At 53.9% G+C, this 24250-nt stretch carries 23 protein-coding genes; 15 read left to right on the top strand and 8 right to left on the bottom strand.

The window, feature by feature from the left end; genetic code table 11:
• Positions 1 to 259: 259 nt before the first annotated feature.
• Both AC2FAP_RS17200 and mdtD read left to right on the top strand, forming a co-directional pair.
• Positions 260 to 967: a FadR/GntR family transcriptional regulator gene (locus tag AC2FAP_RS17200; protein WP_020882776.1), complete on the top strand. Its 708-nt coding sequence runs from the start codon at positions 260 to 262 to the stop codon at positions 965 to 967.
• Positions 964 to 2397, top strand: coding sequence for a multidrug transporter subunit MdtD (gene mdtD / locus AC2FAP_RS17205; protein ID WP_049021939.1), 1434 nt, complete (start codon positions 964 to 966; stop codon positions 2395 to 2397). The genes AC2FAP_RS17200 and mdtD overlap by 4 nt, the downstream gene beginning before the upstream one ends.
• Here mdtD and rbsR read toward each other — a convergent pair.
• From rbsR to kup, 7 genes are all read right to left on the bottom strand, one after another.
• On the bottom strand, positions 2363 to 3355 hold the full coding sequence (gene rbsR / locus AC2FAP_RS17210) for a ribose operon transcriptional repressor RbsR (RefSeq protein ID WP_072255737.1): 993 nt from the start codon (positions 3353 to 3355) through the stop codon (positions 2363 to 2365). The genes mdtD and rbsR overlap by 35 nt on opposite strands.
• A 3-nt stretch (positions 3356 to 3358) precedes the next feature.
• Entirely contained in the window at positions 3359 to 4288 is a 930-nt protein-coding gene (gene rbsK / locus AC2FAP_RS17215) for a ribokinase (RefSeq protein ID WP_449541949.1), read from the bottom strand.
• A gap of 107 nt (positions 4289 to 4395) precedes the next feature.
• The gene (gene rbsB / locus AC2FAP_RS17220; RefSeq protein ID WP_014172267.1) at positions 4396 to 5286 is read right to left on the bottom strand and encodes a ribose ABC transporter substrate-binding protein RbsB; all 891 of its coding nucleotides are present in this window, start codon (positions 5284 to 5286) and stop codon (positions 4396 to 4398) included.
• 27 nt (positions 5287 to 5313) lie between these two features.
• Positions 5314 to 6279 (bottom strand): ribose ABC transporter permease, encoded by a 966-nt coding sequence (rbsC, locus tag AC2FAP_RS17225; protein WP_020882772.1) that lies wholly within the window; start codon positions 6277 to 6279, stop codon positions 5314 to 5316.
• 4 nt (positions 6280 to 6283) lie between these two features.
• Entirely contained in the window at positions 6284 to 7789 is a 1506-nt protein-coding gene (gene rbsA / locus AC2FAP_RS17230) for a ribose ABC transporter ATP-binding protein RbsA (protein WP_020882771.1), read from the bottom strand.
• A 7-nt stretch (positions 7790 to 7796) separates the two neighbouring features.
• Positions 7797 to 8216, bottom strand: coding sequence for a D-ribose pyranase (gene rbsD, locus AC2FAP_RS17235; RefSeq protein WP_020882770.1), 420 nt, complete (start codon positions 8214 to 8216; stop codon positions 7797 to 7799).
• A 216-nt stretch (positions 8217 to 8432) separates the two neighbouring features.
• Positions 8433 to 10301, bottom strand: coding sequence for a low affinity potassium transporter Kup (gene kup, locus AC2FAP_RS17240; protein WP_014172271.1), 1869 nt, complete (start codon positions 10299 to 10301; stop codon positions 8433 to 8435).
• A 222-nt stretch (positions 10302 to 10523) separates the two neighbouring features.
• Here kup and ravA point away from each other — a divergent pair, with 222 nt between their 5' ends.
• On the top strand, positions 10524 to 12020 hold the full coding sequence (gene ravA, locus AC2FAP_RS17245; RefSeq protein ID WP_449541947.1) for an ATPase RavA: 1497 nt from the start codon (positions 10524 to 10526) through the stop codon (positions 12018 to 12020).
• On the top strand, positions 12014 to 13465 hold the full coding sequence (gene viaA, locus AC2FAP_RS17250) for an ATPase RavA stimulator ViaA (protein WP_449541946.1): 1452 nt from the start codon (positions 12014 to 12016) through the stop codon (positions 13463 to 13465). The genes ravA and viaA overlap by 7 nt, the downstream gene beginning before the upstream one ends.
• Here viaA and asnA read toward each other — a convergent pair whose 3' ends face one another.
• A complete protein-coding gene (asnA, locus tag AC2FAP_RS17255; protein WP_020882768.1) occupies positions 13466 to 14458 on the bottom strand; it encodes an aspartate--ammonia ligase in 993 nt (330 codons plus the stop codon).
• A gap of 151 nt (positions 14459 to 14609) precedes the next feature.
• Between asnA and asnC the strand changes: the two genes are divergently transcribed.
• The 11 genes from asnC (at position 14610) to atpG (ending at position 24242) form a co-directional block, all read left to right on the top strand.
• The gene (gene asnC / locus AC2FAP_RS17260) at positions 14610 to 15068 is read left to right on the top strand and encodes a transcriptional regulator AsnC (RefSeq protein WP_014172275.1); all 459 of its coding nucleotides are present in this window, start codon (positions 14610 to 14612) and stop codon (positions 15066 to 15068) included.
• A 90-nt stretch (positions 15069 to 15158) separates the two neighbouring features.
• Complete coding sequence (gene mioC, locus AC2FAP_RS17265; protein WP_020882767.1) at positions 15159 to 15608, top strand: FMN-binding protein MioC; 450 nt, start codon at positions 15159 to 15161, stop codon at positions 15606 to 15608.
• A 374-nt stretch (positions 15609 to 15982) separates the two neighbouring features.
• Positions 15983 to 17872 (top strand): tRNA uridine-5-carboxymethylaminomethyl(34) synthesis enzyme MnmG, encoded by a 1890-nt coding sequence (gene mnmG, locus AC2FAP_RS17270; protein ID WP_049021945.1) that lies wholly within the window; start codon positions 15983 to 15985, stop codon positions 17870 to 17872.
• A gap of 100 nt (positions 17873 to 17972) precedes the next feature.
• Positions 17973 to 18596 (top strand): 16S rRNA (guanine(527)-N(7))-methyltransferase RsmG, encoded by a 624-nt coding sequence (gene rsmG / locus AC2FAP_RS17275; RefSeq protein WP_032679279.1) that lies wholly within the window; start codon positions 17973 to 17975, stop codon positions 18594 to 18596.
• A 616-nt stretch (positions 18597 to 19212) separates the two neighbouring features.
• Positions 19213 to 19593, top strand: a complete 381-nt coding sequence (atpI, locus tag AC2FAP_RS17280; protein WP_008500194.1) for a F0F1 ATP synthase subunit I — start codon at positions 19213 to 19215, stop codon at positions 19591 to 19593.
• 8 nt (positions 19594 to 19601) lie between these two features.
• A complete protein-coding gene (gene atpB / locus AC2FAP_RS17285) occupies positions 19602 to 20417 on the top strand; it encodes a F0F1 ATP synthase subunit A (RefSeq protein WP_014172280.1) in 816 nt (271 codons plus the stop codon).
• 49 nt (positions 20418 to 20466) lie between these two features.
• Positions 20467 to 20706 carry a F0F1 ATP synthase subunit C gene (gene atpE / locus AC2FAP_RS17290; RefSeq protein ID WP_000429386.1) on the top strand — a complete coding sequence of 80 codons (240 nt, stop codon included), beginning with the start codon at positions 20467 to 20469 and terminating at the stop codon, positions 20704 to 20706.
• Positions 20707 to 20754: 48 nt separating this feature from the next.
• Positions 20755 to 21225: a F0F1 ATP synthase subunit B gene (gene atpF / locus AC2FAP_RS17295; RefSeq protein ID WP_003862370.1), complete on the top strand. Its 471-nt coding sequence runs from the start codon at positions 20755 to 20757 to the stop codon at positions 21223 to 21225.
• A 14-nt stretch (positions 21226 to 21239) separates the two neighbouring features.
• Positions 21240 to 21773: a F0F1 ATP synthase subunit delta gene (gene atpH / locus AC2FAP_RS17300; RefSeq protein WP_014172281.1), complete on the top strand. Its 534-nt coding sequence runs from the start codon at positions 21240 to 21242 to the stop codon at positions 21771 to 21773.
• Positions 21774 to 21785: 12 nt separating this feature from the next.
• On the top strand, positions 21786 to 23327 hold the full coding sequence (gene atpA, locus AC2FAP_RS17305; RefSeq protein WP_006808751.1) for a F0F1 ATP synthase subunit alpha: 1542 nt from the start codon (positions 21786 to 21788) through the stop codon (positions 23325 to 23327).
• A gap of 51 nt (positions 23328 to 23378) precedes the next feature.
• Positions 23379 to 24242: a F0F1 ATP synthase subunit gamma gene (gene atpG / locus AC2FAP_RS17310; protein WP_020882764.1), complete on the top strand. Its 864-nt coding sequence runs from the start codon at positions 23379 to 23381 to the stop codon at positions 24240 to 24242.
• The last annotated feature ends 8 nt before the right edge of the window (positions 24243 to 24250 follow it).

Raw genomic sequence — 24250 nt, forward strand, 5'->3', positions numbered from 1 at the left:
GCTTCAGAGTCAAGCATTTATTTTCGCTTATCTCTGCTGACCCGGCGGCGTGTGTGCCGTTGTTCCGTGTCAGTGGAGGCGCATTATAGGGAGTTATTCTGAAGTGACAAGAGGAAATTCAAAAAAAGTTTCTGTCCGTGTTTTTTTTCACCAACAGGGGTGAAATCAAGCTACAAATTGTTCTATTTGATGTATCTGCAACCACAATAACACCCGAGGTGGCATAATTATCAGCATGAATCTTTAAGGAATAAACGCGATGCCATTAAGCGCACAACAACTGGCTGCCCAAAAAAACCTGTCGTATGTGCTGGCAGAAAAACTGGCTCAGCTGATTTTAGCGGGTAAATATGCCCCGGGGAGCATCCTGCCGGGTGAAATGGAGTTGGGTGAGCAGTTTGGGGTGAGCCGTACCGCCGTTCGCGAAGCGGTGAAAACCTTAACGGCAAAAGGCATGGTGCTTCCGCGTCCTCGCATTGGTACGCGTGTGATGCCACAGAGCAACTGGAACTTCCTCGATCAGGAACTGCTCTCATGGTGGATGACGGAAGATAACTTTCATCAGGTTGTCGATCACTTCCTGGTGATGCGCAGCAGTCTTGAACCTCAGGCCTGCCTCCTTGCCGCCACGCTCGGGACGGCAGAACAGAAAGCGCAGCTCAATGCCCTGATGGAAGAGATGGTGTTCCTGAAAAAACACTTCAACCGCGAACGCTGGATTGAGGTCGATATGGCCTGGCATGAACACATCTATATGATGAGCGCCAATCCGTTCCTGACATCCTTTGCCTCTTTATTCCATTCGGTATACCACACCTACTTTACCTCTATTACACAAGACGAAGTGGTAAAGCTGGATTTGCACCAGGCGATTGTTGATGCCATTCAGGAGAGCGACGGGCAGCGAGCCCAGGATGCATGCCAGGCATTGCTGGCCGCGCCAACCCACCAGCAGGTACATAAATGAGAGAGAAAAAAGCGCGCAGCATGGCCGGATTGCCGTGGATTGCAGCCATGGCGTTCTTTATGCAGGCACTGGATGCCACCATCCTCAACACAGCGCTACCCGCGATTGCACAAAGCCTTAACCGATCCCCGCTGGCGATGCAGTCCGCCATCATCAGTTATACCCTGACTGTCGCGATGCTCATTCCGGTGAGCGGCTGGCTGGCTGACCGCTTCGGCACCCGCAAAATATTCATGCTGGCCGTGACGCTCTTTACGCTCGGCTCTTTGGCCTGTGCGCTGTCAACGTCTCTTACAGAGCTGGTCATCTTCCGTGTGCTTCAGGGCGTTGGCGGGGCGATGATGATGCCCGTGGCGCGTCTGGCGTTACTGCGCGCCTATCCGCGCAGCGAACTGCTTCCTGTGCTCAACTTCGTCACGATGCCCGGCCTGGTCGGCCCCATACTGGGTCCGGTTCTCGGCGGGGTATTCGTCACCTGGGCAAGCTGGCACTGGATCTTCCTGATTAATATTCCCATTGGCGTCGCGGGGCTGCTTTATGCCCGCAAATATATGCCGAACTTCACCACCCCAAGACGCCGTTTCGATATGCGTGGTTTTTTCCTGTTTGGCCTGAGCCTGGTACTCTTCTCCAGCGGGATGGAGCTGTTTGGTGAGAAGATCGTGGCGACATGGATTGCACTCTCCGTCATCCTCGGCGGTATTTTGCTGTTCCTTCTTTATATACGTCATGCACGCCATCACCCGACGCCGTTAATTTCTCTGTCGCTGTTTAACACCCGAACGTTTTCCGTGGGGATTGCGGGCAACATTGCCTCACGCCTGGGGACGGGCTGCGTGCCGTTCCTGATGCCACTGATGCTGCAGGTGGGTTTCGGCTACCCGGCTCTGATTGCCGGTTGCATGATGGCACCCACGGCGATGGGCTCTATTCTGGCCAAATCAACCGTCACGCAGGTGTTGCGCTGGTTTGGCTATCGTAAGACGCTGGTAGGTGTAACGGTCTTTATCGGGCTGATGATCGCGCAGTTCTCCCTGCAATCCGCCTCTTTACCAGTCTGGATGCTGATTCTGCCCCTGTTTGTGCTGGGAATGGCAATGTCGACACAGTTCACGTCGATGAACACCATCACCCTCGCCGACCTGACCGACGATAACGCCAGTAGCGGCAACAGCGTGCTGGCAGTAACTCAGCAGTTGTCGATCAGTCTGGGGGTAGCCGTCAGTGCGGCGGTGCTGCGGTTTTATGAAGGTTTTGACAGCGCGAACACCGTCGAACAGTTCCACTATACCTTTATTACCATGGGCGCACTCACCGTCGTGTCGGCGCTGGTCTTTATGCTGTTAAAACCCAAAGATGGCCGCAACCTGATCAAAGAGCGCCACAAAGCAAAAGCTAAACCGAACCCCGTTCCATCAGAACAGGAGTAAGCTGCAGACGTTGCTGCTGCAGGCCGGGCTCGGCCATTCGGTGAATAAGCACATCGATGGCCAGCTCGCCCAGTTCATCTTTTGGCTGATGAATCGTGGTAAGCGGCGGCGTCATGTAGCGGGCCAGTTCAATGTCATCGTAACCAATCACCGCCATATCGTGTGGAACACGCAGTCCCGCCTGATATAACGCCTGATACGCGCCAAACGCCATCGCATCGTTGCCGATAAACACAGCCTGCGGACGCTGCGCTTGCGACAGCAGTTTCTGCATAGCTTCAAAGCCGCCGTTAAATTCGAAATCACCGGTAATACGGTAGCCATCCGGAACAGTAAGCCCCGCCCGCGCCATCGCAGAAAGATACCCCTCAAGACGCAAGCGCGCCGGGGTTTTATCCAGGGGGCCAGTAATGCAGGCGATGCGGGTATAGCCTTTATCGATCAGATACTGGGTGGCCATGTCACCTCCCAGCAGCGAGTTATCCTGAATGAGATCGCTGGTACCGTCGAACGGCGCCCAGTCCATCATCACCGTGGGAATAGAAGGGTAGCGCTGAATAATCTCTTTCGAGGGCTGATGTGTTTCGGTACACAGCAGCAGTAACCCGTCGACGCGTTTTTGCATCAGCGTCTCCAGGTTGCGGTTCATTCGCTGCTCATCCCCTTCGGTATTGCACAGCACCAGGCTGTAACCACGCTCGAAGCAGCTGCGTTCGACACCGCGAACAAGTTCAGAATAAAAGGGATTGGTACTGGCGGTGATCAGCATGCCGATGGTGCGCGTCTGGTTGAGCTTGAGGCTGCGCGCCAGCGCGGACGGCGCATAATTGAGATCTTTAACCGCAGCTTCGACTTTCTCCCGAATCGCCTCGCTAACGAAGCGATCGTTATTAATGACGTGGGAGACTGTCGACGTAGAAACGCCCGCCTGGCGGGCGACATCTTTCATTGTGGCCAAGCGTTACCCCTGCTGACTTAAGAATTCATCAATCTCTTTACGCCACGGAACGGAAGGCTGGGCACCTTTGCGCGTTACGGCAATCGCCGCGGCGGCATGGGCAAAGCGAATAGCATCATCCATTCTCTTGCCTTCCAGCAGCGCAGTCATCAATGCACCGTTAAAGGTATCTCCCGCCGCGATGGTATCAATAGCCTTAACCTTAAAGCCCGGCACGCGACGGCCTTCCCCGTTTACGCTGGCCCACACTCCTCGGCTGCCAAGGGTAATGATAACGGTGCCGATGCCTTTATCGTGCAGCACTTTCGCCGCCCGCGCGGCGTCGTCATCATTTTCAACGCGAACGCCTGTCAGTTTCTCCGCTTCAGTTTCGTTCGGGGTAATGATATCCACCAGCGCCAGCAGCTCGTCTGATAATACCCGCGCAGGCGCAGGATTGAGTACGACAGTGGTATGATTTTGATGCGCTATCGCTGCGGCCGCCAGGACGCTTTCAACAGGTGATTCCAGCTGCATCAGAAGCGCTTCGGCATTCGCGATGATCTCGCGCTGCGCGTTCACCCGCTCAGTGGTCAGCGCGGCGTTAGCCCCCGCATGAATACCGATGACATTCTCACCTTCCGCGTTGACGAAAATCAGCGCCACGCCGGTTGATTCCCCTTCGACAACGCTGACAGGCGCAATATCAATGTTATCGCTGGCCAGCTGTTTGCGTACGCGCTCACCGGTATCGTCATCACCCGTGCAGGCAATAAAGGCGATCTTCGCCCCACTGCGTCCTGCGGCGACGGCCTGGTTGGCGCCCTTACCGCCGAACGCTACCTGATACTGATTACCGGTGACGGTTTCGCCCGGTGTCGGGAACGATTCAAGGTTAAGAATGTGATCGGCATTGATACTGCCAAGGACGACAAGATTGCCTGCGATTTTCATGGTTGAGGTGTCCATCTGAGAGCGCCACCGGTGTGACCCGGTGGCGTATGCCACACTTTTCTTTATAGGGTGTCCCTCAGGCAGCCAGCGACTGCCTGATTCGCCTTTTACTGCTTGATGACCAGTTTCAGGTCAACAGGATATTTGGCCTGAACTTTTTCGCCCTTCAGCACTTTATCAGCAGTCTGCACGCCCGTTGCGCCGATCTGCTCAGGCAGCTGAGCGATGGTCGCCGCCAGTTTGCCATCTTTTACTGCTTTTTCACCATCCGGCGTGCCGTCAAATCCGACAACCATCACATCAGATTTACCTGCGGTCTGCAGAGCACGCAGCGCGCCCAGCGCCATTTCATCGTTCTGTGCAAACACAGCCTGCACGTCAGGGTGCGCGGTCAGCAGGTTCTGCATCACGTTCAGACCTTTCGTGCGGTCGAAGTCAGCAGGCTGGCTGGCCAGTACGTTAAATTTGTGCGCTGCAACAGCCTGCTGGAAGCCTTCACCACGCTCACGCGCCGCTGACGTACCGGCAATACCCTGCAATTCGATAACTTTCGCGCCTTCACCCGCTTTCTTCGCGATGTAGTCACCCGCGATTTTGCCACCCAGTACGTTATCAGAAGCGATGTGGCTGACTACGTCGCCTTTCGTCGCCTGACGGTCAAGGGTGATGACCGGGATCTTCGCCTGATTTGCCATCTTCACGGCGTTACCCACAGCGTCAGAATCCGTTGGGTTGATCAGCAGGATTTTGGTGCCACGTACGGTTAAGTCCTGAACGTTTGCCAGCTCTTTCGCCGGGTTGTTCTGAGAGTCCAGCACCACCAGGTTGTAGCCCAGTTTGTCAGCTTCTTTCTGTGCACCGTCCTTCAGAGAGACGAAGAACGGGTTGTTCAGCGTGGAGATAACCAGCGCGATGGTGTCTTTCGCCATTGCGTTAGCACTTACGGTTGCGCTCAGCGCGACAGCAGAAACCAGGGTAGCCAGTTTTTTCATGTTCATATCTAAGATGTCCTGTAGTGTCGTCAGTTACTGTTTTTTGTTGTCTACCAGGACCGCCAGCAAAATCACCACTGCTTTAACGATCATCTGGTAATAGGAGGAAACACCTAATAAATTCAAACCATTATTCAGGAAACCAAGGATCAGTGCGCCGATCAATGTCCCAACAATGCGACCTTTACCGCCCGCAAGACTCGTACCGCCCAGAACGACTGCCGCAATGGCATCCAGCTCATACCCCGTCCCCGCCGTTGGCTGCGCAGAAGAGAGGCGCGCCACTTCGATGATGCCTGCCAGAGAGGCCAGCAGACCACACAGCGAATAGACGATGATTTTGACTTTATTGACGCTGATCCCGGACAGACGCGTTGCCGCTTCGTTACCGCCCAGCGCATAGATATAACGACCCAGACGGGTGTGATGCAGCATGTACCACGCCGCGAGGAAAACGATAGCCATGATCCAGACCGGCGTCGGGATACCCAGCGGACGACCAATACCGAACCAGCCAAACAGATCGGCGTTATCCGTAAAGCCGGTATTTACCGGACTGCCGTTGGTGTAAACCATGGTGACACCGCGCAGCAGGAGCATCATGACCAGCGTCGCAATGAACGCCTGAACGCGACCTTTCGCCACAATCACACCGGTCACGGCACCAATTGCCGCCCCAAGTGCCAGCGCAGCTGCAACGGCCACCAGCGCGTTGACTTCAATCCCTACAATTGAAGCCGCAACCGCACCGGTGAGCGCCAGCAGGGAACCGACGGACAGATCGATACCCGACGTCAAAATCACCAGCGTCATCCCTACCGCCATAATGGCGTTAACCGACGTCTGCTGAAGAATATTGAACAGGTTATTAACGGTAAAAAAGTTTGGACTCATGGTCGAAACAATCGCGATCAACACCAGCAGGGCAATCAGCGATTTTTGTTCCAGCAGCCATGCCTTTGTGAAATAACGGCGACCAGAAACAGCCTGGGTAGTCATCTTCTTACTCCTGATTCACGCGATTAAGCTTGCCCACAGCGGCAGCCATCAGAACTTCCTGGGTGGCCTGCTCGCGAGTGAATTCACCACCGAGATGCCCTTCATGCATGACGATAATGCGATCGCTCATGCCTAATACTTCTGGCATCTCGGAAGAGACCAGAATGATGCTCAGGCCGTCGGCCTTGAACTGGTTAATCAGCTGATAGATCTCTTTCTTGGCCCCAACGTCCACGCCGCGGGTTGGCTCATCAAGGATCAGCACTTTCGGGCGCGTCATCAGACCGCGCGCAATGGCCACTTTTTGCTGATTACCACCGGACAACAGGCCAATCGCCTGCTCCATCGACGGCGTTTTAACGTTGAAGAGACGGATAAAATCGCTGACCGCCTGCTGTTCATCTTTGTGCTTCAGGCTGCCACCGCTGCGGCTGAAATAGCGCAGGGCAGTAAGCGACATGTTCTCTTTTACCGACATCCCCAGCACTAAGCCGTCACGCTTGCGGTCTTCGGAGATATAGACGATGCCGTTTGCCAGGCCATCCTGTGGAGAGCGAGTCACCACCTCATGACCGTCGAGCGTGACATAACCGCTGGTACGCGGCAGTGCGCCATAGAGCACTTTCATCAGCTCGGTACGGCCTGCCCCCATTAACCCCGCCACGCCAAGGATCTCCCCCTGGCGCAGGGTAAAGGTGACATCGTTCACGCCCGGGCCACAGAGGTTATCCACCTTAAGGCGGATCTCACCCGGTGCTTTGTCCAGATGCGGATACTGGTCTTCGAGCTTACGTCCCACCATCATTTCGATAAGGGTATCTTCGGTCAGCGTGGCGACTTCGCGCTCGGCAATGAATTGCCCGTCGCGGAAGACCGTTACGTCGTCGCAGATCTCGAAAATCTCTTTCATACGGTGAGAGATATAGACAATCCCGCGTCCCTGCGATTTCAGCTCGCGGATAACGCGGAATAAAGATTCGGTTTCGGTGTCGGTCAGCGCGTCCGTCGGTTCATCCATAATGATGACCTTCGACTCAAAGCTCAGCACCTTCGCGATTTCAACCATTTGCTGATCGCCAATGGAAAGGTCGCCCACCAGACGGTCGCTCTTGAAGCGCAGGTTTAGCTTCGCCAGCAGTTTGTCCGCTTCGGCATACATCGTTTTCCAGTCGATTTTGCCAAACCGGTTAACGAACTCGCGTCCGAGGAAGATGTTTTCCGCAATGCTGAGCTGCGGGATCAGGTTCAGCTCCTGGTGGATAATACCGATACCCGCATCCTGGGAAGATTTCGGGCCGTTGAACGTGGTCTCTTTACCCAGCCACAGCAGCGAGCCGGCATCGCGTTGATAGATACCGGTCAGCACTTTCATCATGGTGGATTTGCCGGCCCCGTTTTCGCCCACCAGCGCCATTACGCGTCCGGGATAAACGTTCAGTGCCGCGCCAGAGAGGGCTTTTACGCCCGGGAACGCTTTATCGATCCCTTTCAGTTGCAGTAATGCGTCCATGATGGCCTCAGAAGGTGACGCCAGCACAGAGAATGATATTCGCATACGGGGAACACTCCCCGCTGCGAATCACCGCCTGACTGTCTGCGGTTTGTTGTTTGAATTGCTCGTGCGTTGTGTAACGAATTTCTATGGTGTTTCCCTGGTGTTGTTGCAGTTGCTCAATGTGGCTGAGCAACGTTTCGTGGAGTTGCGGATTATGGTGTTTAATTTCCGTCGCGAGAATGGCCGCCTCAACCTGCATCTCCGCCGTCACCACGTCCAGTACCTGCATAAACGAGGGCACGCCCTGCGTTAACGCCATATCAATACGGGTTGTGCTGCGCGGAACCGGTAAGCCTGCATCGCAAACCACCAGCGTATCGGTATGCCCAAGACGGGAAATAACCGATGAGATTTCTGCGTTAAGAACGGTGCCTTTCTTCATTTTCTTGCTCCACTAGCGAAACGTTTCGCTGAAATCAGTTTAGTCTTAACGGTGTTCAGAAAACCACCATGACATAACAGATTTGTGATCGGCGTCGAAACGTTTCGCTACGTGAAATGAGAAGGCGATAAATGCAAAAACGGTAACCCTTTGGTTACCGCTTTTTTAGGGTTGCACCCTCTCCATCCAGGAGAGGGCACCAGGCCACATGAGGATCTAGATTTCGACCTGCGTTCCCAGCTCAATCACACGGTTAGGCGGGATCTCAAACTGGTCAGGCGCGCGAAGGGCGTTACGCTGCAGGATAAGGTACAACTTGCCGCGCAGACGCAAATACCAGGGGCGCTTGCCGATAATCAGCGACTCGTGGGACATAAAGAACGAGGTCTCCATCATGCGACAGCTCAGACCTTCCAGACCGCAGCGATGGAACACCTCTTCGACGTTTGGTGTCTCACGCCAGCCGTAGCTTGCCACTACGCGCCAGAAGGTCGGCGACAGTTGCTCGATTTGCACGCGGCGGACATTGTGGACATACGGGGCATCTTCGGTGCGCAGGGTCAGCAGAATCACGCGCTCGTGCAGCACTTTGTTGTGCTTGAGGTTATGCATCAGCGCAAACGGGATAACGTTCAGCGCACGCGACATATACACCGCGGTGCCCGGCACGCGGACCGGCGGCGATTTCTCCAGCGAGGCAATCATAGCCTCCAGGGAGTTACCGTGCTCATGCATACGGCGCAGAAGGCGGAAACGTTCGCTTTTCCACGTGGTCATGACAATGAACATCACCAGACCGAGCGTCAGCGGCAGCCAGCCACCAGAGACAATCTTGTCGAGGTTGGCGGAGAACAGCGGCACGTCAATGCACAGGAAGCCGACCAGAATCATCATCACGAGGAATTTGTTCCAGTGCCAGTTTCGGTACGCTACCGTGGTGGAGAGCAGCGAGGTCAGTACCATCGTACCGGTTACCGCAATACCGTACGCCGCCGCCAGGTTGCTGGAGTGCTCGAAGCTGACGATGACAATCACCACGGCGAAATAGAGCAGCCAGTTGATGAACGGAATGTAAATCTGGCCCGACTCCATCTCGGAGGTATGGATAATGCGCATAGGCGAGAGATACCCCAGACGCACGGCCTGACGCGTCAGAGAGAACACGCCTGAAATTACCGCCTGCGAGGCAATAACGGTCGCCAGCGTCGCCAGAATCAGCATGGGCACCAGCGCCCAGTCCGGAGCCAGCAGGAAGAATGGGTTCTTAATCGCCTCCGGGTTTTGCAGCAGCAGCGCACCCTGACCGAAATAGTTCAGCACCAGCGACGGCAGGACCACTAAAAACCACGCCACGCGGATAGGCAGTTTCCCGAAGTGCCCCATATCGGCATACAGCGCCTCAACACCGGTGATAGAGAGCACGACGGCACCGAGCGCGACGAAGGAAACCACTTTGTATTCAAGGAAGAAATGCACGGCCCAGTATGGGTTCAGCGCATGCAGCACGTCCGGGTTAGCAATAATGCTGCGTAAACCGAGTGCCGCCAGGACCAGGAACCAGGCCAGCATAATCGGAGCGAACAGCTTGCCCACCAACCCGGTGCCATGCTTCTGGATGATGAACAGCAGCGTCAGGACAAGGATCGCCAGCGGAACAACCCACGAATCAAGCTGTGGCGCGATAATCTCCAGCCCCTCTATCGCCGAGAGAACCGAAATCGCGGGCGTAATGACGACTTCCCCATAGAAGAAGCTGCCGCCAATCAGGCCGATAATGACCAGCACCGACGTCATTCTGGCGGAGGTATTCCGCCCGGCAAGGGACATCAGAGTCAGGATCCCCCCTTCACCGGCGTTATCTGCACGCATAACGAAGGAGAGGTATTTCACTGAAACCACCAGGATCAGCAGCCAGAAGATGAGGGACAGGAAGCCAAAGACGGCATCGCGCTCAACACCAAAACCAAACTGACCGGACAGACATTCACGAAGCGTATAAAGCGGGCTGGTGCCGATATCACCGTAGACAACCCCGATCGCCGCAAGCGTTATTGCGGGTAATGATTGCTTATTATCAGTGCTCATAGACTAGTCTTTTCGTTTAAATAACAAATGTGTGCTTAGTCCCTTGGCCCACAAAAAGCGCACAGTATGCACGATTCAATGCAAAATCGTACCCCTAAATGCAACCGCATTAATGTAGCGCAAAGAAAATAGCGCCGCACTTCAGTCTATTACCAGCCCTGACTGAAACGTCTATACTCGCTTCAATTGGCCGCCACGACGGCGAAAGGATGCAAAACTATTATGGCTCACTCACATTTAATAGCAGAAAGAATTTCCCGCCTCAGCGGCGCGCTGGAAAAAGGCCTTTTCGAGCGTAGCCACGCCATTCGCCTCTGTTTACTGGCGGCGTTGAGCGGTGAAAGCGTCTTTCTGCTTGGTCCTCCGGGCATCGCCAAAAGCCTGATTGCCCGCCGGCTGAAATTTGCCTTTCAGAACGCCCGCGCTTTCGAATACCTGATGACCCGCTTTTCCACCCCAGAAGAAGTTTTCGGCCCGCTTTCCATTCAGGCGCTGAAAGATGAGGGGCGCTATCAGCGCCTGACTGAGGGGTATCTTCCGGAAGCGGAAATTGTTTTTCTTGATGAGATCTGGAAAGCGGGGCCGGCTATTCTGAACACCCTGCTCACGGCGATAAACGAACGCCGATTCCGCAACGGTGCCAGCGAAGAGAAAATCCCGATGCGCCTGCTGGTGGCGGCCTCTAACGAACTCCCGGAAGCCGACAGCAGCCTTGAAGCGCTGTATGACCGCATGCTGATCCGCCTGTGGCTCGACAAAGTGCAGGATAAATCCAACTTCCGCTCGATGCTGATCAGCCAGCAGGATGAGAATGAAAACCCGGTCCCCGCTTCGCTGCAGGTCACGGATGAGGAGTATTACCAGTGGCAGGAGGATATCGGCAAAATCACACTGCCGGATTCGGTGTTTGAGCTGATCTATCTGCTGCGCCAGCAGCTCGATTTACTGCCTTCTGCGCCGTATGTCTCCGATCGTCGCTGGAAAAAAGCGATCCGCCTGCTGCAGGCCAGCGCCCTGTTCAGCGGCCGCGATGCCGTTGCGCCAATCGATCTGATCCTTTTAAAAGATTGTCTCTGGCACGACGCGGAAGGCATGAACCTGATGCAGCAGCAGCTTGACGTATTGATGACCGGACACGCCTGGAGCCAGCAGTCGATGCTCAACCAGCTCGGGGCGATTGCCCAACGGCGCATTCAGCTGCAGCAACAACAAAGCGATAAAACAGCGCTGAAAGTAAACCGCCTTGGCGGTATGTTCGCCCGCAAAGCGCATTATGAGCTGCCGTCCGAACTGACCAGTACAACGCTGACGCTCCTGCTTCAGCAGCCCCTTAAGCTTCATGACATGCAGGTGGTCCATATCACCGTGGAGCGAGAACCACTGGCTCAGTGGCTTGATAAGGGCGGGGAGATCCGCGGCAAACTTAACGGCATCGGTTTTGCCCAGCCGCTGACGCTGGAAGTGGACAGCAGCCAGCATCTGGTGATCCGCGACGTCAGCCTGCAGGGATCGCGTCTTGCGCTTCCGGGAACCGCCTCTGACAGCGTGCCGGAAGAGATTAAACGCCAGCTTGAAGCGCTGGATACGGAATGGCACCAGCAACATACGCGCTTCAGCGAGCAGCAAAAATGCCTCTTTATTCATAGCGACTGGTTAGGTCGCATCGAAGCCAGCCTGCAGGATGTCAGCGCGCAGATCAAACAGGCTCGTCAATGCTAACGCTGGATACGCTTAACGTCATGCTGGCCGTCAGCGAAGAGGGGTTGATCGAAGAGGTGGTCATCACCCTTCTGGCCTCCCCGCAGCTGGCGGCTTTTTTTGAAAAATTCCCGCGGCTCAAAAAGGCGATGACCGACGATCTCCCGCGCTGGCGCGAAAACCTGCGTCAGCGGTTCAAAGAGACCGAAGTCCCCCCTGAATTAACTGACGAGGTGGCCTGCTATCAGCAGTGCCAGCGGCTCTCTACGTCACAGTTTATCGCCCAGCTCCCGCAAACCCTGACGTTACTCGACACGGTACACTCTCCGTTTGCCAGCCAGGCGCGAGCGCTGGTCATGGATAACGCCACGTTTACCCCCGCGCTACACACCCTCTTTTTACAACGCTGGCGCCTCAGCCTGGTGGTGCAGGCCACAACGTTGAACCAGCAGTTGCTGGATGAGGAGCGTGAACAGCTGCTTAGCGAAGTGCAGGAACGCATGACCTTAAGCGGTCAGCTGGAGCAGGTGCTGGTGGAAAATGAAAACGCCGCCGGGCGTCTTTGGGATATGAGCGCTGGTCAGCTGCGGCGCGGAGATTACCAGCTCATCGTCAAGTACGGCGATTTTCTGGCACAGCAGCCAGAGCTGATGAAGCTTGCCGAACAGCTGGGTCGTTCACGGGAGGCCAAATCGGTCCCAAAGAAAGATGCCCCAATGGAGACCTTCCGCACCCTGGTCCGTGAACCGGCCACCGTGCCTGAGCAGGTGGATGGGCTCCAGCAAAGCGACGATATTTTGCGCCTGCTGCCCACGGAGCTGAGTACCCTGGGGATGACTGAGCTTGAGTACGAGTTTTATCGCCGGCTGGTGGAAAAACAGCTTCTGACCTACCGGTTGCATGGCGAAGCCTGGCGTGAAAAGCTCAGCCAGCGCCCGGTCATCCATCAGGATTTTGACGAACAGCCGCGCGGGCCCTTTATTGTGTGCGTGGATACGTCCGGCTCGATGGGAGGGTTTAACGAACAGTGCGCGAAAGCGTTCTGCCTGGCTCTGATGCGCGTGGCGCTCGCCGATCGACGTCGCTGCTTCATCATGCTCTTTTCCAGCGAAGTTGTGGGGTATGAATTGACCCATCAGCAGGGTATTGAGCAGGCGATCCGCTTTTTAAGCCAGCGCTTTCGTGGCGGTACCGATCTGGCCAGCTGTTTTCGAAGCATCGTTGAGCGGATGCAGGGAGGAGACTGGTATGACGCTGACGCCGTGGTCATCTCCGATTTTATTGCCCAGCGGCTACCGGATGACGTGGTGAATAAAGTGAAGGAGCTACAGCGAGTGCATCAGCACCGTTTCCATGCTGTGGCGATGTCTGCCCATGGAAAACCCGGCATCATGCGCATCTTCGATCATATCTGGCGCTTTGATACCGGGTTACGTAGCCGCCTGCTAAGACGCTGGCAGCGCTAATTACAGAAGAGATTCAACGCGATCGCGTACCTGTTGCGGCCAGACACCGCACTGCACCTGACCAATATGTGGCAGCTGCAACAGCAGCATGGTCAGACGGGACTGGCCAATACCGCCGCCAATGGTCTGCGGCATCTCTCCGCGCAGCAACGCCTGGTGCCACTCCAGCGTGAGACGATCTTCATCCCCGGTCAGTGCCAGCTGACGCTTCAGGGCGTCGGCATCCACGCGGATCCCCATTGAAGAGAGCTCGAACGCATCTTCCAGCACCGGGTTCCAGACCAGAATATCACCGTTCAGACCGGCGCGTTCGCCTTCACCCGTCGTGCTCCAGTCATCATAATCCGGCGCACGCACATCATGGCGTTTACCGTCAGACAATTTGCCGCCAATCCCGATCAGGAACACAGCACCCAATTCTTTGGCGATCGCACGCTCGCGGCCTTTGGCATCCAGATCGGGATAACGGCTCAGCAGTTCCTGGCTGTGGACAAAGTGGATCGATTCCGGCAGGAACGGTGCCAGACCAAACTCTTTGCTCACTGCCGCTTCGGTCGCTTTGATCCCGGCGTAGATCGCCTCAACGGTGGATTTCAGCGTACCGACGTGACGCTCGCCATCGCCCATGACGCGCTCCCAGTCCCATTGATCGACGTAGACAGAGTGCATTGGCGTAAGACGGTCTTCATCGGGGCGAAGGGCTTTCATGTGCGTGTAAAGCCCTTCGCCCGCGCTGAAGTCGTGTTGTCCCAGGGTTTGACGTTTCCACTTCGCAAGGGAATGCACCACTTCGAACTGGGCGTCTGGCAGTGTTTTCACTTTCACCTGTACCGCTTTTTCGCATCCAGAAAGGTTGTCCTGCGTCCCGTCACCCACGCGGCTGAGAATGGGCGCCTGGACTTCGATCAGACCAAGCTTGTCTTCCAGCTGACGTGAAAAATGGGATTTAACGAAGCTGATCTGGCGTTGTTTTGCGATGTAAGCGGTTTTCATTATTTATACTCCTGCGTCCTGTTGATAGAGATTAAGCAACAGAAATGGCCTGTTATTCAATAACCCATCAACAAAAAGCCACCTTCACTTTTGATTCATTAAAATAAGGCGCTAGAATAGAGAGATTCATTAATCTTCATAAGAAAAAGCTATGGAAAATTATCAGATCGATAATCTGGACCGGGGCATCCTGGAGGCCTTAATGGCCAATGCACGTACTGCCTACGCGGAACTGGCGAAACAGTTTGGCGTCAGTCCGGGCACAATCCACGTCCGCGTGGAAAAGATGAAACAGGCGGGGATCATTACCGGTGCTCGTATCGACGTCAGCCCTAAGCAGCTGGGTTATGACGTCTGCTGCTTTATTGGCATTATTCTCAAAAGCGCCAAAGACTATCCGTCAGCCCTGGCGAAGCTCAACGCGCTTGAAGAAGTCACAGAGGCGTACTACACCACCGGGCACTACAGTATCTTTATAAAGGTGATGTGCCGCTCCATTGATGCCCTCCAGCAGGTACTTATCAACAAGATCCAAACAATTGATGAAATTCAGTCCACTGAAACATTGATCTCCCTGCAGAACCCGATCATGCGTACCATCCGCCCCTGATCGGGCAAATTCATTCCCACATTTTCCACAGGTAGATCCCAGCTCGTTCACAGCGTACAATGAGCCCCTCTTTATTTGAGCGAGCGATCAATGGCGGACATTACCCTTATCAGTGGCAGCACCCTGGGCGGCGCGGAATACGTTGCGGAACATCTGGCTGAGAAGCTGGAAGACGCGGGCTTTTCCACCGAAACATTGCACGGCCCGTTGCTTGACGATCTCCCGACTGATGGGGTCTGGCTACTGATCACCTCGACGCACGGCGCAGGCGATCTGCCGGATAATCTGCAACCTTTATATGACGAACTGCTGGAACAGCAGCCTGACCTGTCAAACGTCCGTTTTGGCGCGGTGGGTATCGGCAGTCGTGAATATGACACCTTTTGCGGTGCAATAGAGAAAGTCGAAGCCGCTGTGACTGCCTGTGGGGCAAAACAGCTGGGTGAAACACTGAAGATCAACATCCTCGATCATGACATTCCGGAAGATCCAGCGGAGATCTGGCTGGGTGAATGGAAAAATTTACTCAAAAACGATTAAAGATCGCGCGAACAGATGTGGATAACTCTGGTTAAAAGCTCGTATTAAGCGGTAGTTATCCAAGTTATAACTCTGAGGCTGTTTTGGTCCTGTGTATAAAGTCGCGATCTGATCCCAGCTTATACTGGCCAGGATCACCGATCATTCACAGCAAACGATCCTTTCTAACTGCATGATCTTCATCGTGAGATCGGGCTTATCCACAGAGGTACTCGATCCTAATAAGAGATCACAATAGAACAGATCTCTAAATAAAAAGATCTTCTTTTTAATAGCCCAGGATCCCAATGCTTTCTCGAAAGACTAAAGTTGAGTAGAATCCACGGCCCGGGCTTCAATCCATTTTCATACCGCTTTACGCGAGGCAGACCACCATGTTTTATCAGGATCCTTTTGACGTCATCATCATTGGCGGGGGTCATGCAGGCACTGAGGCCGCAATGGCCGCAGCGCGAATGGGTCAGCAGACCCTGCTTTTGACACACAATATCGACACGCTGGGACAAATGTCCTGTAATCCGGCGATTGGCGGCATTGGGAAAGGACACCTGGTAAAAGAAGTGGATGCACTTGGCGGCCTGATGGCGAAAGCGATCGATCATGCCGGCATTCAGTTTAGGATACTAAACGCGAGCAAAGGTCCCGCTGTGCGTGCCACCCGTGCTCAGGCAGACCGCGTGCTTTACCGTCAGGCGGTACGTACTGCCCTGGAGAATCAGCCAAACCTGATGATCTTCCAGCAGGCGGTAGAAGATCTTATCGTTGAAAACGATCGCGTTGTGGGTGCCGTAACCCAGATGGGCCTCAAGTTCCGCGCGAAAGCCGTCGTACTGACTGTCGGGACCTTCCTGGATGGCAAAATCCATATCGGTCTGGATAACTACAGCGGTGGCCGTGCTGGCGATCCGCCGTCCATTCCGCTGTCTCGTCGTCTGCGTGAACTTCCGCTGCGCGTCAGTCGCCTGAAAACAGGCACGCCACCGCGTATTGATGCGCGCACCATTGATTTCAGCGTGCTGGCACAACAGCACGGTGATAACCCCATGCCGGTGTTCTCGTTCATGGGCAATGCGGCTCAACATCCGCAGCAGGTACCGTGCTACATCACGCATACCAACGAAAAAACCCATGACGTGATCCGCAATAACCTTGACCGCAGCCCAATGTACGCTGGCGTGATCGAAGGGATCGGCCCGCGTTACTGTCCGTCGATCGAAGACAAAGTGATGCGCTTTGCCGATCGTAACCAGCACCAGATCTTCCTGGAGCCGGAAGGACTGACGTCAAATGAAATTTACCCGAACGGCATCTCCACCAGCCTGCCGTTCGATGTGCAGATGCAAATTGTTCGCTCAATGCAGGGTATGGAGAACGCGAAAATCGTTCGTCCTGGCTACGCTATTGAGTACGATTTCTTCGATCCGCGTGATCTGAAGCCAACCCTGGAGAGCAAATTCATCCACGGTCTGTTCTTCGCCGGCCAGATTAACGGCACGACCGGTTACGAAGAAGCTGCCGCTCAGGGTCTGCTTGCCGGTCTGAACGCAGCACGCTTCTCTGCGGAGAAAGAGGGCTGGGCACCTGCGCGTTCTCAGGCTTATCTGGGCGTGCTGGTCGACGATCTCTGCACCCTGGGTACCAAAGAACCGTACCGTATGTTTACCTCTCGCGCGGAATATCGCCTGATGCTGCGCGAAGATAACGCCGACCTGCGTCTGACCGAAGTGGGTCGTGAACTGGGTCTGGTGGATGACGAACGTTGGGCGCGCTATAACGAAAAACTGGAACGCATTGAGCAGGAACGTCAGCGCCTGAAAACCACCTGGGTGAATCCCCAGGCGGAAACCGCTGCAGAAGTGAATGCTCACTTAACTGCGCCGCTTTCGCGCGAAGCCAGCGGCGAAGACTTGCTGCGTCGCCCTGAAGTGACCTACGAGAACCTGGTGAAACTGACCGCGTTCGCGCCTGGCCTTGACGACGCTGAAGCGGCTGAACAGGTTGAGATCCAGGTCAAATACGAAGGTTACATCGCGCGTCAGCAGGATGAGATTGAAAAACAGCAGCGCAACGAAAATACGCTGCTGCCGGAAATGCTGGACTACCGTCAGGTGACGGGGCTTTCCAATGAAGTGATCGCCAAGCTGAACGATCACAAGCCTGTGTCGATCGGTCAGGCATCCCGTATCTCCGGTGTCACACCTGCCGCGATTTCGATTCTGCTGGTGTGGCTGAAAAAGCAAGGTATGCTGCGCCGTAGCGCATAATATCCAGTGCTTTTGGCGGGTGGCGCTTCGCTACCCGCCCTGCTAATTCGTAGGCCCGGTAAGCGCCACCGGGCAATTTATGTCTAAACAGGTACCCACTGTGCTCAATAAACTCTCTCGTCTGCTGGAACAGGCAGGTATTTCGCTCACCGATCACCAGAAAACTCAGCTGGTGGCCTATGTCGATATGCTGAACAAATGGAATAAAGCGTACAACCTGACGTCTGTTCGCGACCCCAACGAGATGCTGGTTCGTCATATCCTCGATAGCATCGTGGTTGCGCCGTATCTTAAAGGGGAGCGCTTTATCGATGTGGGCACAGGTCCTGGCCTGCCGGGGATCCCGCTGTCGATTGTCCGCCCTGAGAGCCATTTCACGCTGCTGGACAGCCTTGGCAAACGCGTCCGTTTTTTACGTCAGGTCCAGCATGAGCTGAAGCTGGAGAATATCGCCCCTGTACAGAGCAGGGTAGAGGCGTTCCCCGCGGAGCCACCGTTTGACGGTGTTATCAGCCGCGCGTTTGCGTCGCTCAATGATATGGTGAGCTGGTGTAAGCACTTGCCTGCACAAGATGGCCGCTTTTATGCCCTGAAAGGGCAGTTGCCGGGCGATGAAATTGAACAGCTTCCGGAGGGTTTTGCTGTCGAATCCGTTGAGAAATTAAACATTCCTCAGCTTGAGGGTGAACGCCATCTGGTGATAATTAAGCCAAACAATTTTTAAATATTTAATAAAAATTGTGGAATTCGTGCTGTTCTGACCATGTTAAATAACAGCACAAATTCTCGGGTTTTACCGAAGAGAGTTTAACCTCTGTGTTACTAAGGTTTTTCTAACGGTTAACGTAACAGCCATTGTTCAGCATGAAGATAGTCAACATCGAAAATATCAGTCTGCTAAAAGTGGAATACGGCAACCAGAATCGAATGTTAAATATTTATTAAGAATGTCAATAAAAGGTTTTTATTGTATACCGGGCTGTTTTGAAAATAGTTACGATAATTTGTCTTTAATTTCATTAAGATGAAATAAACCGATTTGCGTCTTTGATAAATACACCCTTATCGCAAATGTGTATTTTGTGATCTCGTGCACGCTTTGTAGCCAACGTTTTCGCGCTGTTTGCAGTTTTGGTCGAAGGTCGTGGCTTTCAGGAAAAGTTAAAAAATAGCGGCGGGGAAAAATATTTAAACATTTATTCACCTTTTCGCTACTTAATGTTTGAAATCACGGGTGCGCACCGTATAATTTGACCGCTTTTTGATGCTTGACTCTGAGCCTTAAAGGACGTTTTATACGACACGCGGCATACCTCGAAGGGAGCAGGAGTAAAAACGTGATGTCTGTGTCGCTCTTGAGTAGAAACGTTGCTCGTAAGCTTCTGTTCATTCAGTTTCTGGCTGTGATAGCAAGTGGACTGCTGTTTAGCCTCAAAGACCCCTTCTGGGGCATCTCCGCCGTGTGCGGGGGTTTGGCGGTTGTTCTGCCAAACGTATTGTTTATGATTTTTGCCTGGCGTCATCAGGCGCATACACCCGCCAAAGGCCGTGTGGCCTGGTCCTTCGCTCTCGGTGAAGTGTGTAAGGTGTTGCTGACCTTTGCTCTACTGGTGATGGCGCTGGCGGTTTTGAAAGTGGTATTCATGCCGCTGATAGCAACGTGGGTTTTGGTGCTGGTGGTACAAGTTCTGGCTCCAGCTGTAATCAACAACAAAGGGTAAAAGGCATCATGGCTTCAGAAAATATGACGCCGCAGGATTACATAGGTCACCATCTGAATAACCTTCAGCTGGACCTGCGTACATTCTCGCTGGTGGATCCGCATAACCCCCCGGCCACCTTCTGGACGATCAACATCGACTCCATGTTCTTCTCGGTCGTTTTGGGTCTTCTGTTCCTGGCCATGTTCCGCGGTGTTGCGAAAAGAGCGACCAGCGGTGTTCCAGGGAAATTCCAGACGTTCATCGAAATGATCATCGGCTTCGTCCATGGCAGCGTCAAAGACATGTACCATGGTAAGAGCAAGCTGATTGCTCCGCTGGCCCTGACCGTGTTCGTTTGGGTATTCCTGATGAACCTGATGGACCTGCTGCCAATCGATTTCCTGCCGTGGATTGGCGAACATGTCCTCGGTCTGCCAGCACTGCGCGTGGTGCCGTCCGCTGACGTGAACATCACCCTGTCGATGGCGCTGGGCGTGTTTATCCTGATTCTTTTCTACAGCATCAAAATGAAAGGCGTAAGCGGCTTCGTGAAAGAGCTTACCTTGCAGCCGTTCAACCACTGGGCGTTTATTCCGGTCAACCTGATCCTGGAAGGCGTTAGCCTGCTGTCCAAACCTGTTTCACTGGGTCTGCGACTGTTCGGCAACATGTATGCGGGTGAGCTGATTTTCATTCTGATCGCGGGTCTTCTGCCGTGGTGGTCACAGTGGATTCTGAATGTGCCTTGGGCCATTTTCCACATCCTGATCATTACGCTGCAAGCCTTTATCTTCATGGTTCTGACGATCGTCTATCTGTCGATGGCGTCTGAAGAGCACTGATTTTTTACCAACACTACTACGTTTTAATTGAAACAAACTGGAGACTGTCATGGAAAACCTGAATATGGATCTGCTGTACATGGCTGCCGCTGTGATGATGGGTCTGGCGGCTATCGGTGCTGCGATCGGTATCGGCATCCTCGGGGGCAAATTCCTGGAAGGCGCAGCGCGTCAACCTGATCTGATTCCTCTGCTGCGTACTCAGTTCTTTATCGTTATGGGTCTGGTGGATGCTATCCCAATGATCGCTGTAGGTCTGGGTCTGTACGTGATGTTTGCTGTCGCGTAGTAGTAGTTTTAAAACCCTAAGCCACAGATATTAAAGAGGTATTGTGCTGTGAACATGAACGCAACAATCCTCGGCCAGGCCATCGCGTTTATTCTCTTTGTCTGGTTCTGCATGAAGTATGTATGGCCGCCTTTAATGGCTGCCATCGAAAAACGTCAGAAAGAAATTGCTGACGGTCTGGCTTCTGCAGAACGCGCTAAGAAAGATTTGGACCTTGCACAGGCCAACGCGACAGACCAGCTGAAAAAAGCGAAAGCGGAAGCTCAGGTTATCATCGAACAGGCTAACAAACGCCGTTCGCAGATCCTGGACGAAGCCAAAGCTGAAGCAGAACAGGAACGTACTAAGATCGTGACACAAGCTCAGGCTGAAATTGAAGCTGAGCGTAAACGTGCTCGCGAAGAACTGCGTAAGCAGGTTGCGATTCTGGCTGTTGCTGGCGCCGAGAAGATCATCGAACGTTCCGTGGATGAAGCTGCTAACAGCGACATCGTGGACAAACTTGTCGCTGAACTGTAAGGAGGGAGGGGCTGATGTCTGAATTTGTTACGGTAGCTCGCCCCTACGCCAAAGCAGCTTTTGACTTTGCTGTCGAACACCAAAATGTCGATCGCTGGCAGGATATGCTGGCGTTTGCCGCTGAGGTGACGAAAAACGAACAAATGGCCGAGTTGCTTTCTGGTGCGTTAGCGCCTGAAACTCTCGCCGCGTCGTTTATCGCCGTGTGCGGAGAGCAACTGGATGCCAATGGTCAGAACCTGATTAAGGTAATGGCAGAAAATGGTCGTCTCCGTGTGCTCCCGGATGTTCTCGAGCAGTTTGAGCACTTACGTGCCCTTAGTGAAGCTACCGCTGAAGTCGAAGTGACTTCTGCGACTGAACTGAGTGATGAACAGCTTGCGAAAATTACCGCCGCGATGGAAAAACGTCTGTCACGCAAAGTTAAGCTGAATTGCAAAATCGATAAGTCTGTAATGGCAGGCGTAATCATCCGTTCGGGTGATATGGTCATTGATGGCAGCGTACGCGGCCGTCTTGAACGCCTTGCAGACGTCTTGCAGTCTTAAGGGGACTGGAGCATGCAACTGAATTCCACCGAAATCAGCGAACTGATCAAGCAGCGCATTGCTCAGTTCAGTGTTGTGAGCGAAGCTCACAACGAAGGTACTATTGTTTCTGTAAGTGACGGTGTTATCCGCATCCACGGCCTGGCCGATTGTATGCAGGGTGAGATGATTTCCCTGCCGGGTAACCGTTACGCTATCGCACTGAACCTGGAGCGCGACTCCGTAGGTGCAGTTGTGATGGGTCCATACGCTGACCTCGCCGAAGGCATGAAGGTTAAGTGTACTGGCCGTATTCTGGAAGTGCCGGTTGGCCGTGGCCTGCTGGGTCGCGTTGTTAACACCCTGGGTGCGCCAATCGACGGTAAAGGTCCGGTTGAGCACGATGGCTTCTCCCCAATCGAAGTTATCGCACCAGGCGTTATCGACCGTCAGTCCGTTGATCAGCCAGTGCAGACTGGTTATAAGTCCGTTGATGCCATGATTCCAATCGGTCGTGGCCAGCGTGAACTGATCATCGGTGACCGTCAGACCGGTAAAACCGCGATGGCTATCGACGCCATCATCAACCAGCGTGACTCCGGCATCAAATGTGTGTACGTGGCTATCGGCCAGAAAGCGTCCACCATTTCTAACGTGGTTCGTAAACTGGAAGAGCACGGCGCGCTGTCTAACACCATCGTTGTTGTGGCGACCGCTTCTGAATCTGCTGCACTGCAATACCTGGCACCATACGCCGGTTGCGCAATGGGCGAATACTTCCGTGACCGCGGTGAAGATGCGCTGATCGTATACGATGACCTGTCTAAACAGGCCGTTGCATATCGTCAGGTTTCCCTGTTGCTCCGTCGTCCACCTGGACGTGAAGCGTTCCCTGGCGACGTATTCTACCTCCACTCTCGTCTGCTGGAGCGTGCTTCCCGCGTTAACGCGGAATACGTCGAGAACTTCACCAAAGGTGAAGTGAAGGGTAAAACCGGCTCTCTGACCGCGCTGCCAATCATTGAAACCCAGGCGGGTGACGTTTCTGCGTTCGTTCCGACCAACGTAATCTCCATTACCGATGGTCAGATCTTCCTGGAAACCAACCTGTTTAACTCCGGTATTCGTCCGGCAGTTAACCCGGGTATCTCCGTATCCCGTGTGGGTGGTGCTGCTCAGACCAAGATCATCAAGAAACTGTCCGGTGGTATTCGTACCGCGCTGGCACAGTATCGTGAACTGGCTGCGTTCTCTCAGTTCGCATCCGATCTGGACGAAGCAACCCGTAAACAGCTTAGCCACGGTCAGAAAGTGACCGAGCTGCTGAAGCAGAAACAGTACGCACCAATGTCTGTTGCTCAGCAGGGCCTGGTTCTGTTCGCGGCTGAACGCGGTTACCTCGAAGATGTGGAACTGGCGAAAATCGGTAGCTTCGAAGCCGCTCTGCTGGCTTACGTCGACCGTGATCACGCTCCGCTGATGCAAGAGATCAACCAGACCGGTGGCTATAACGACGAAATCGAAGGCAAGCTGAAAGCTATCCTCGATTCCTTCAAAGCAACCCAATCCTGGTAATCGTCCGGCGGCTTGTCTCAGGACAAGCCGCCTGGCATTGAGGAGAAGCTCATGGCCGGCGCAAAAGAGATACGTAGTAAGATCGCAAGCGTCCAGAACACGCAAAAGATCACTAAAGCGATGGAGATGGTCGCCGCTTCCAAAATGCGTAAATCGCAGGATCGCATGGCGGCCAGCCGTCCTTATGCAGAAACCATGCGCAAAGTGATTGGTCACCTTGCAAACGGTAATCTGGAATATAAGCACCCTTACCTGGAAGAACGCGACGTTAAGCGCGTGGGCTACCTGGTGGTGTCGACCGACCGTGGTCTGTGTGGCGGCTTGAACATTAACCTGTTCAAAAAACTGCTGGCGGATATGAAAGCATGGTCTGAAAAAGGCGTTCAGTGCGATATCGCAATGATCGGCTCTAAAGGCGTCTCTTTCTTTAACTCCGTTGGTGGCAACATTGTCGCTCAGGTGACGGGTATGGGTGATAACCCTTCCCTGTCCGAGTTGATCGGCCCGGTTAAAGTGATGTTGCAGGCTTATGATGAAGGCCGTCTGGACAGACTGTACGTTGTCAGCAACAAATTTATTAACACCATGTCTCAGGTTCCAACGCTCACTCAGATGCTGCCTTTACCGGCATCAGAAGATGACGAGCTGAAGCAAAAATCCTGGGATTACCTGTATGAACCCGATCCGAAACCGCTGTTGGATACCCTGCTGCGTCGTTACGTTGAATCTCAGGTTTATCAGGGCGTTGTAGAAAACCTGGCCAGCGAGCAGGCCGCACGAATGGTGGCGATGAAAGCCGCGACCGATAATGGCGGCAGCCTGATTAAAGAGCTGCAGTTGGTTTACAACAAAGCTCGTCAGGCCAGCATTACTCAGGAACTCACCGAGATCGTCTCGGGGGCCGCCGCGGTTTAACCAGGTTT

The sequence above is a fragment of the Enterobacter cloacae complex sp. 394I7 genome (assembly GCF_057320345.1).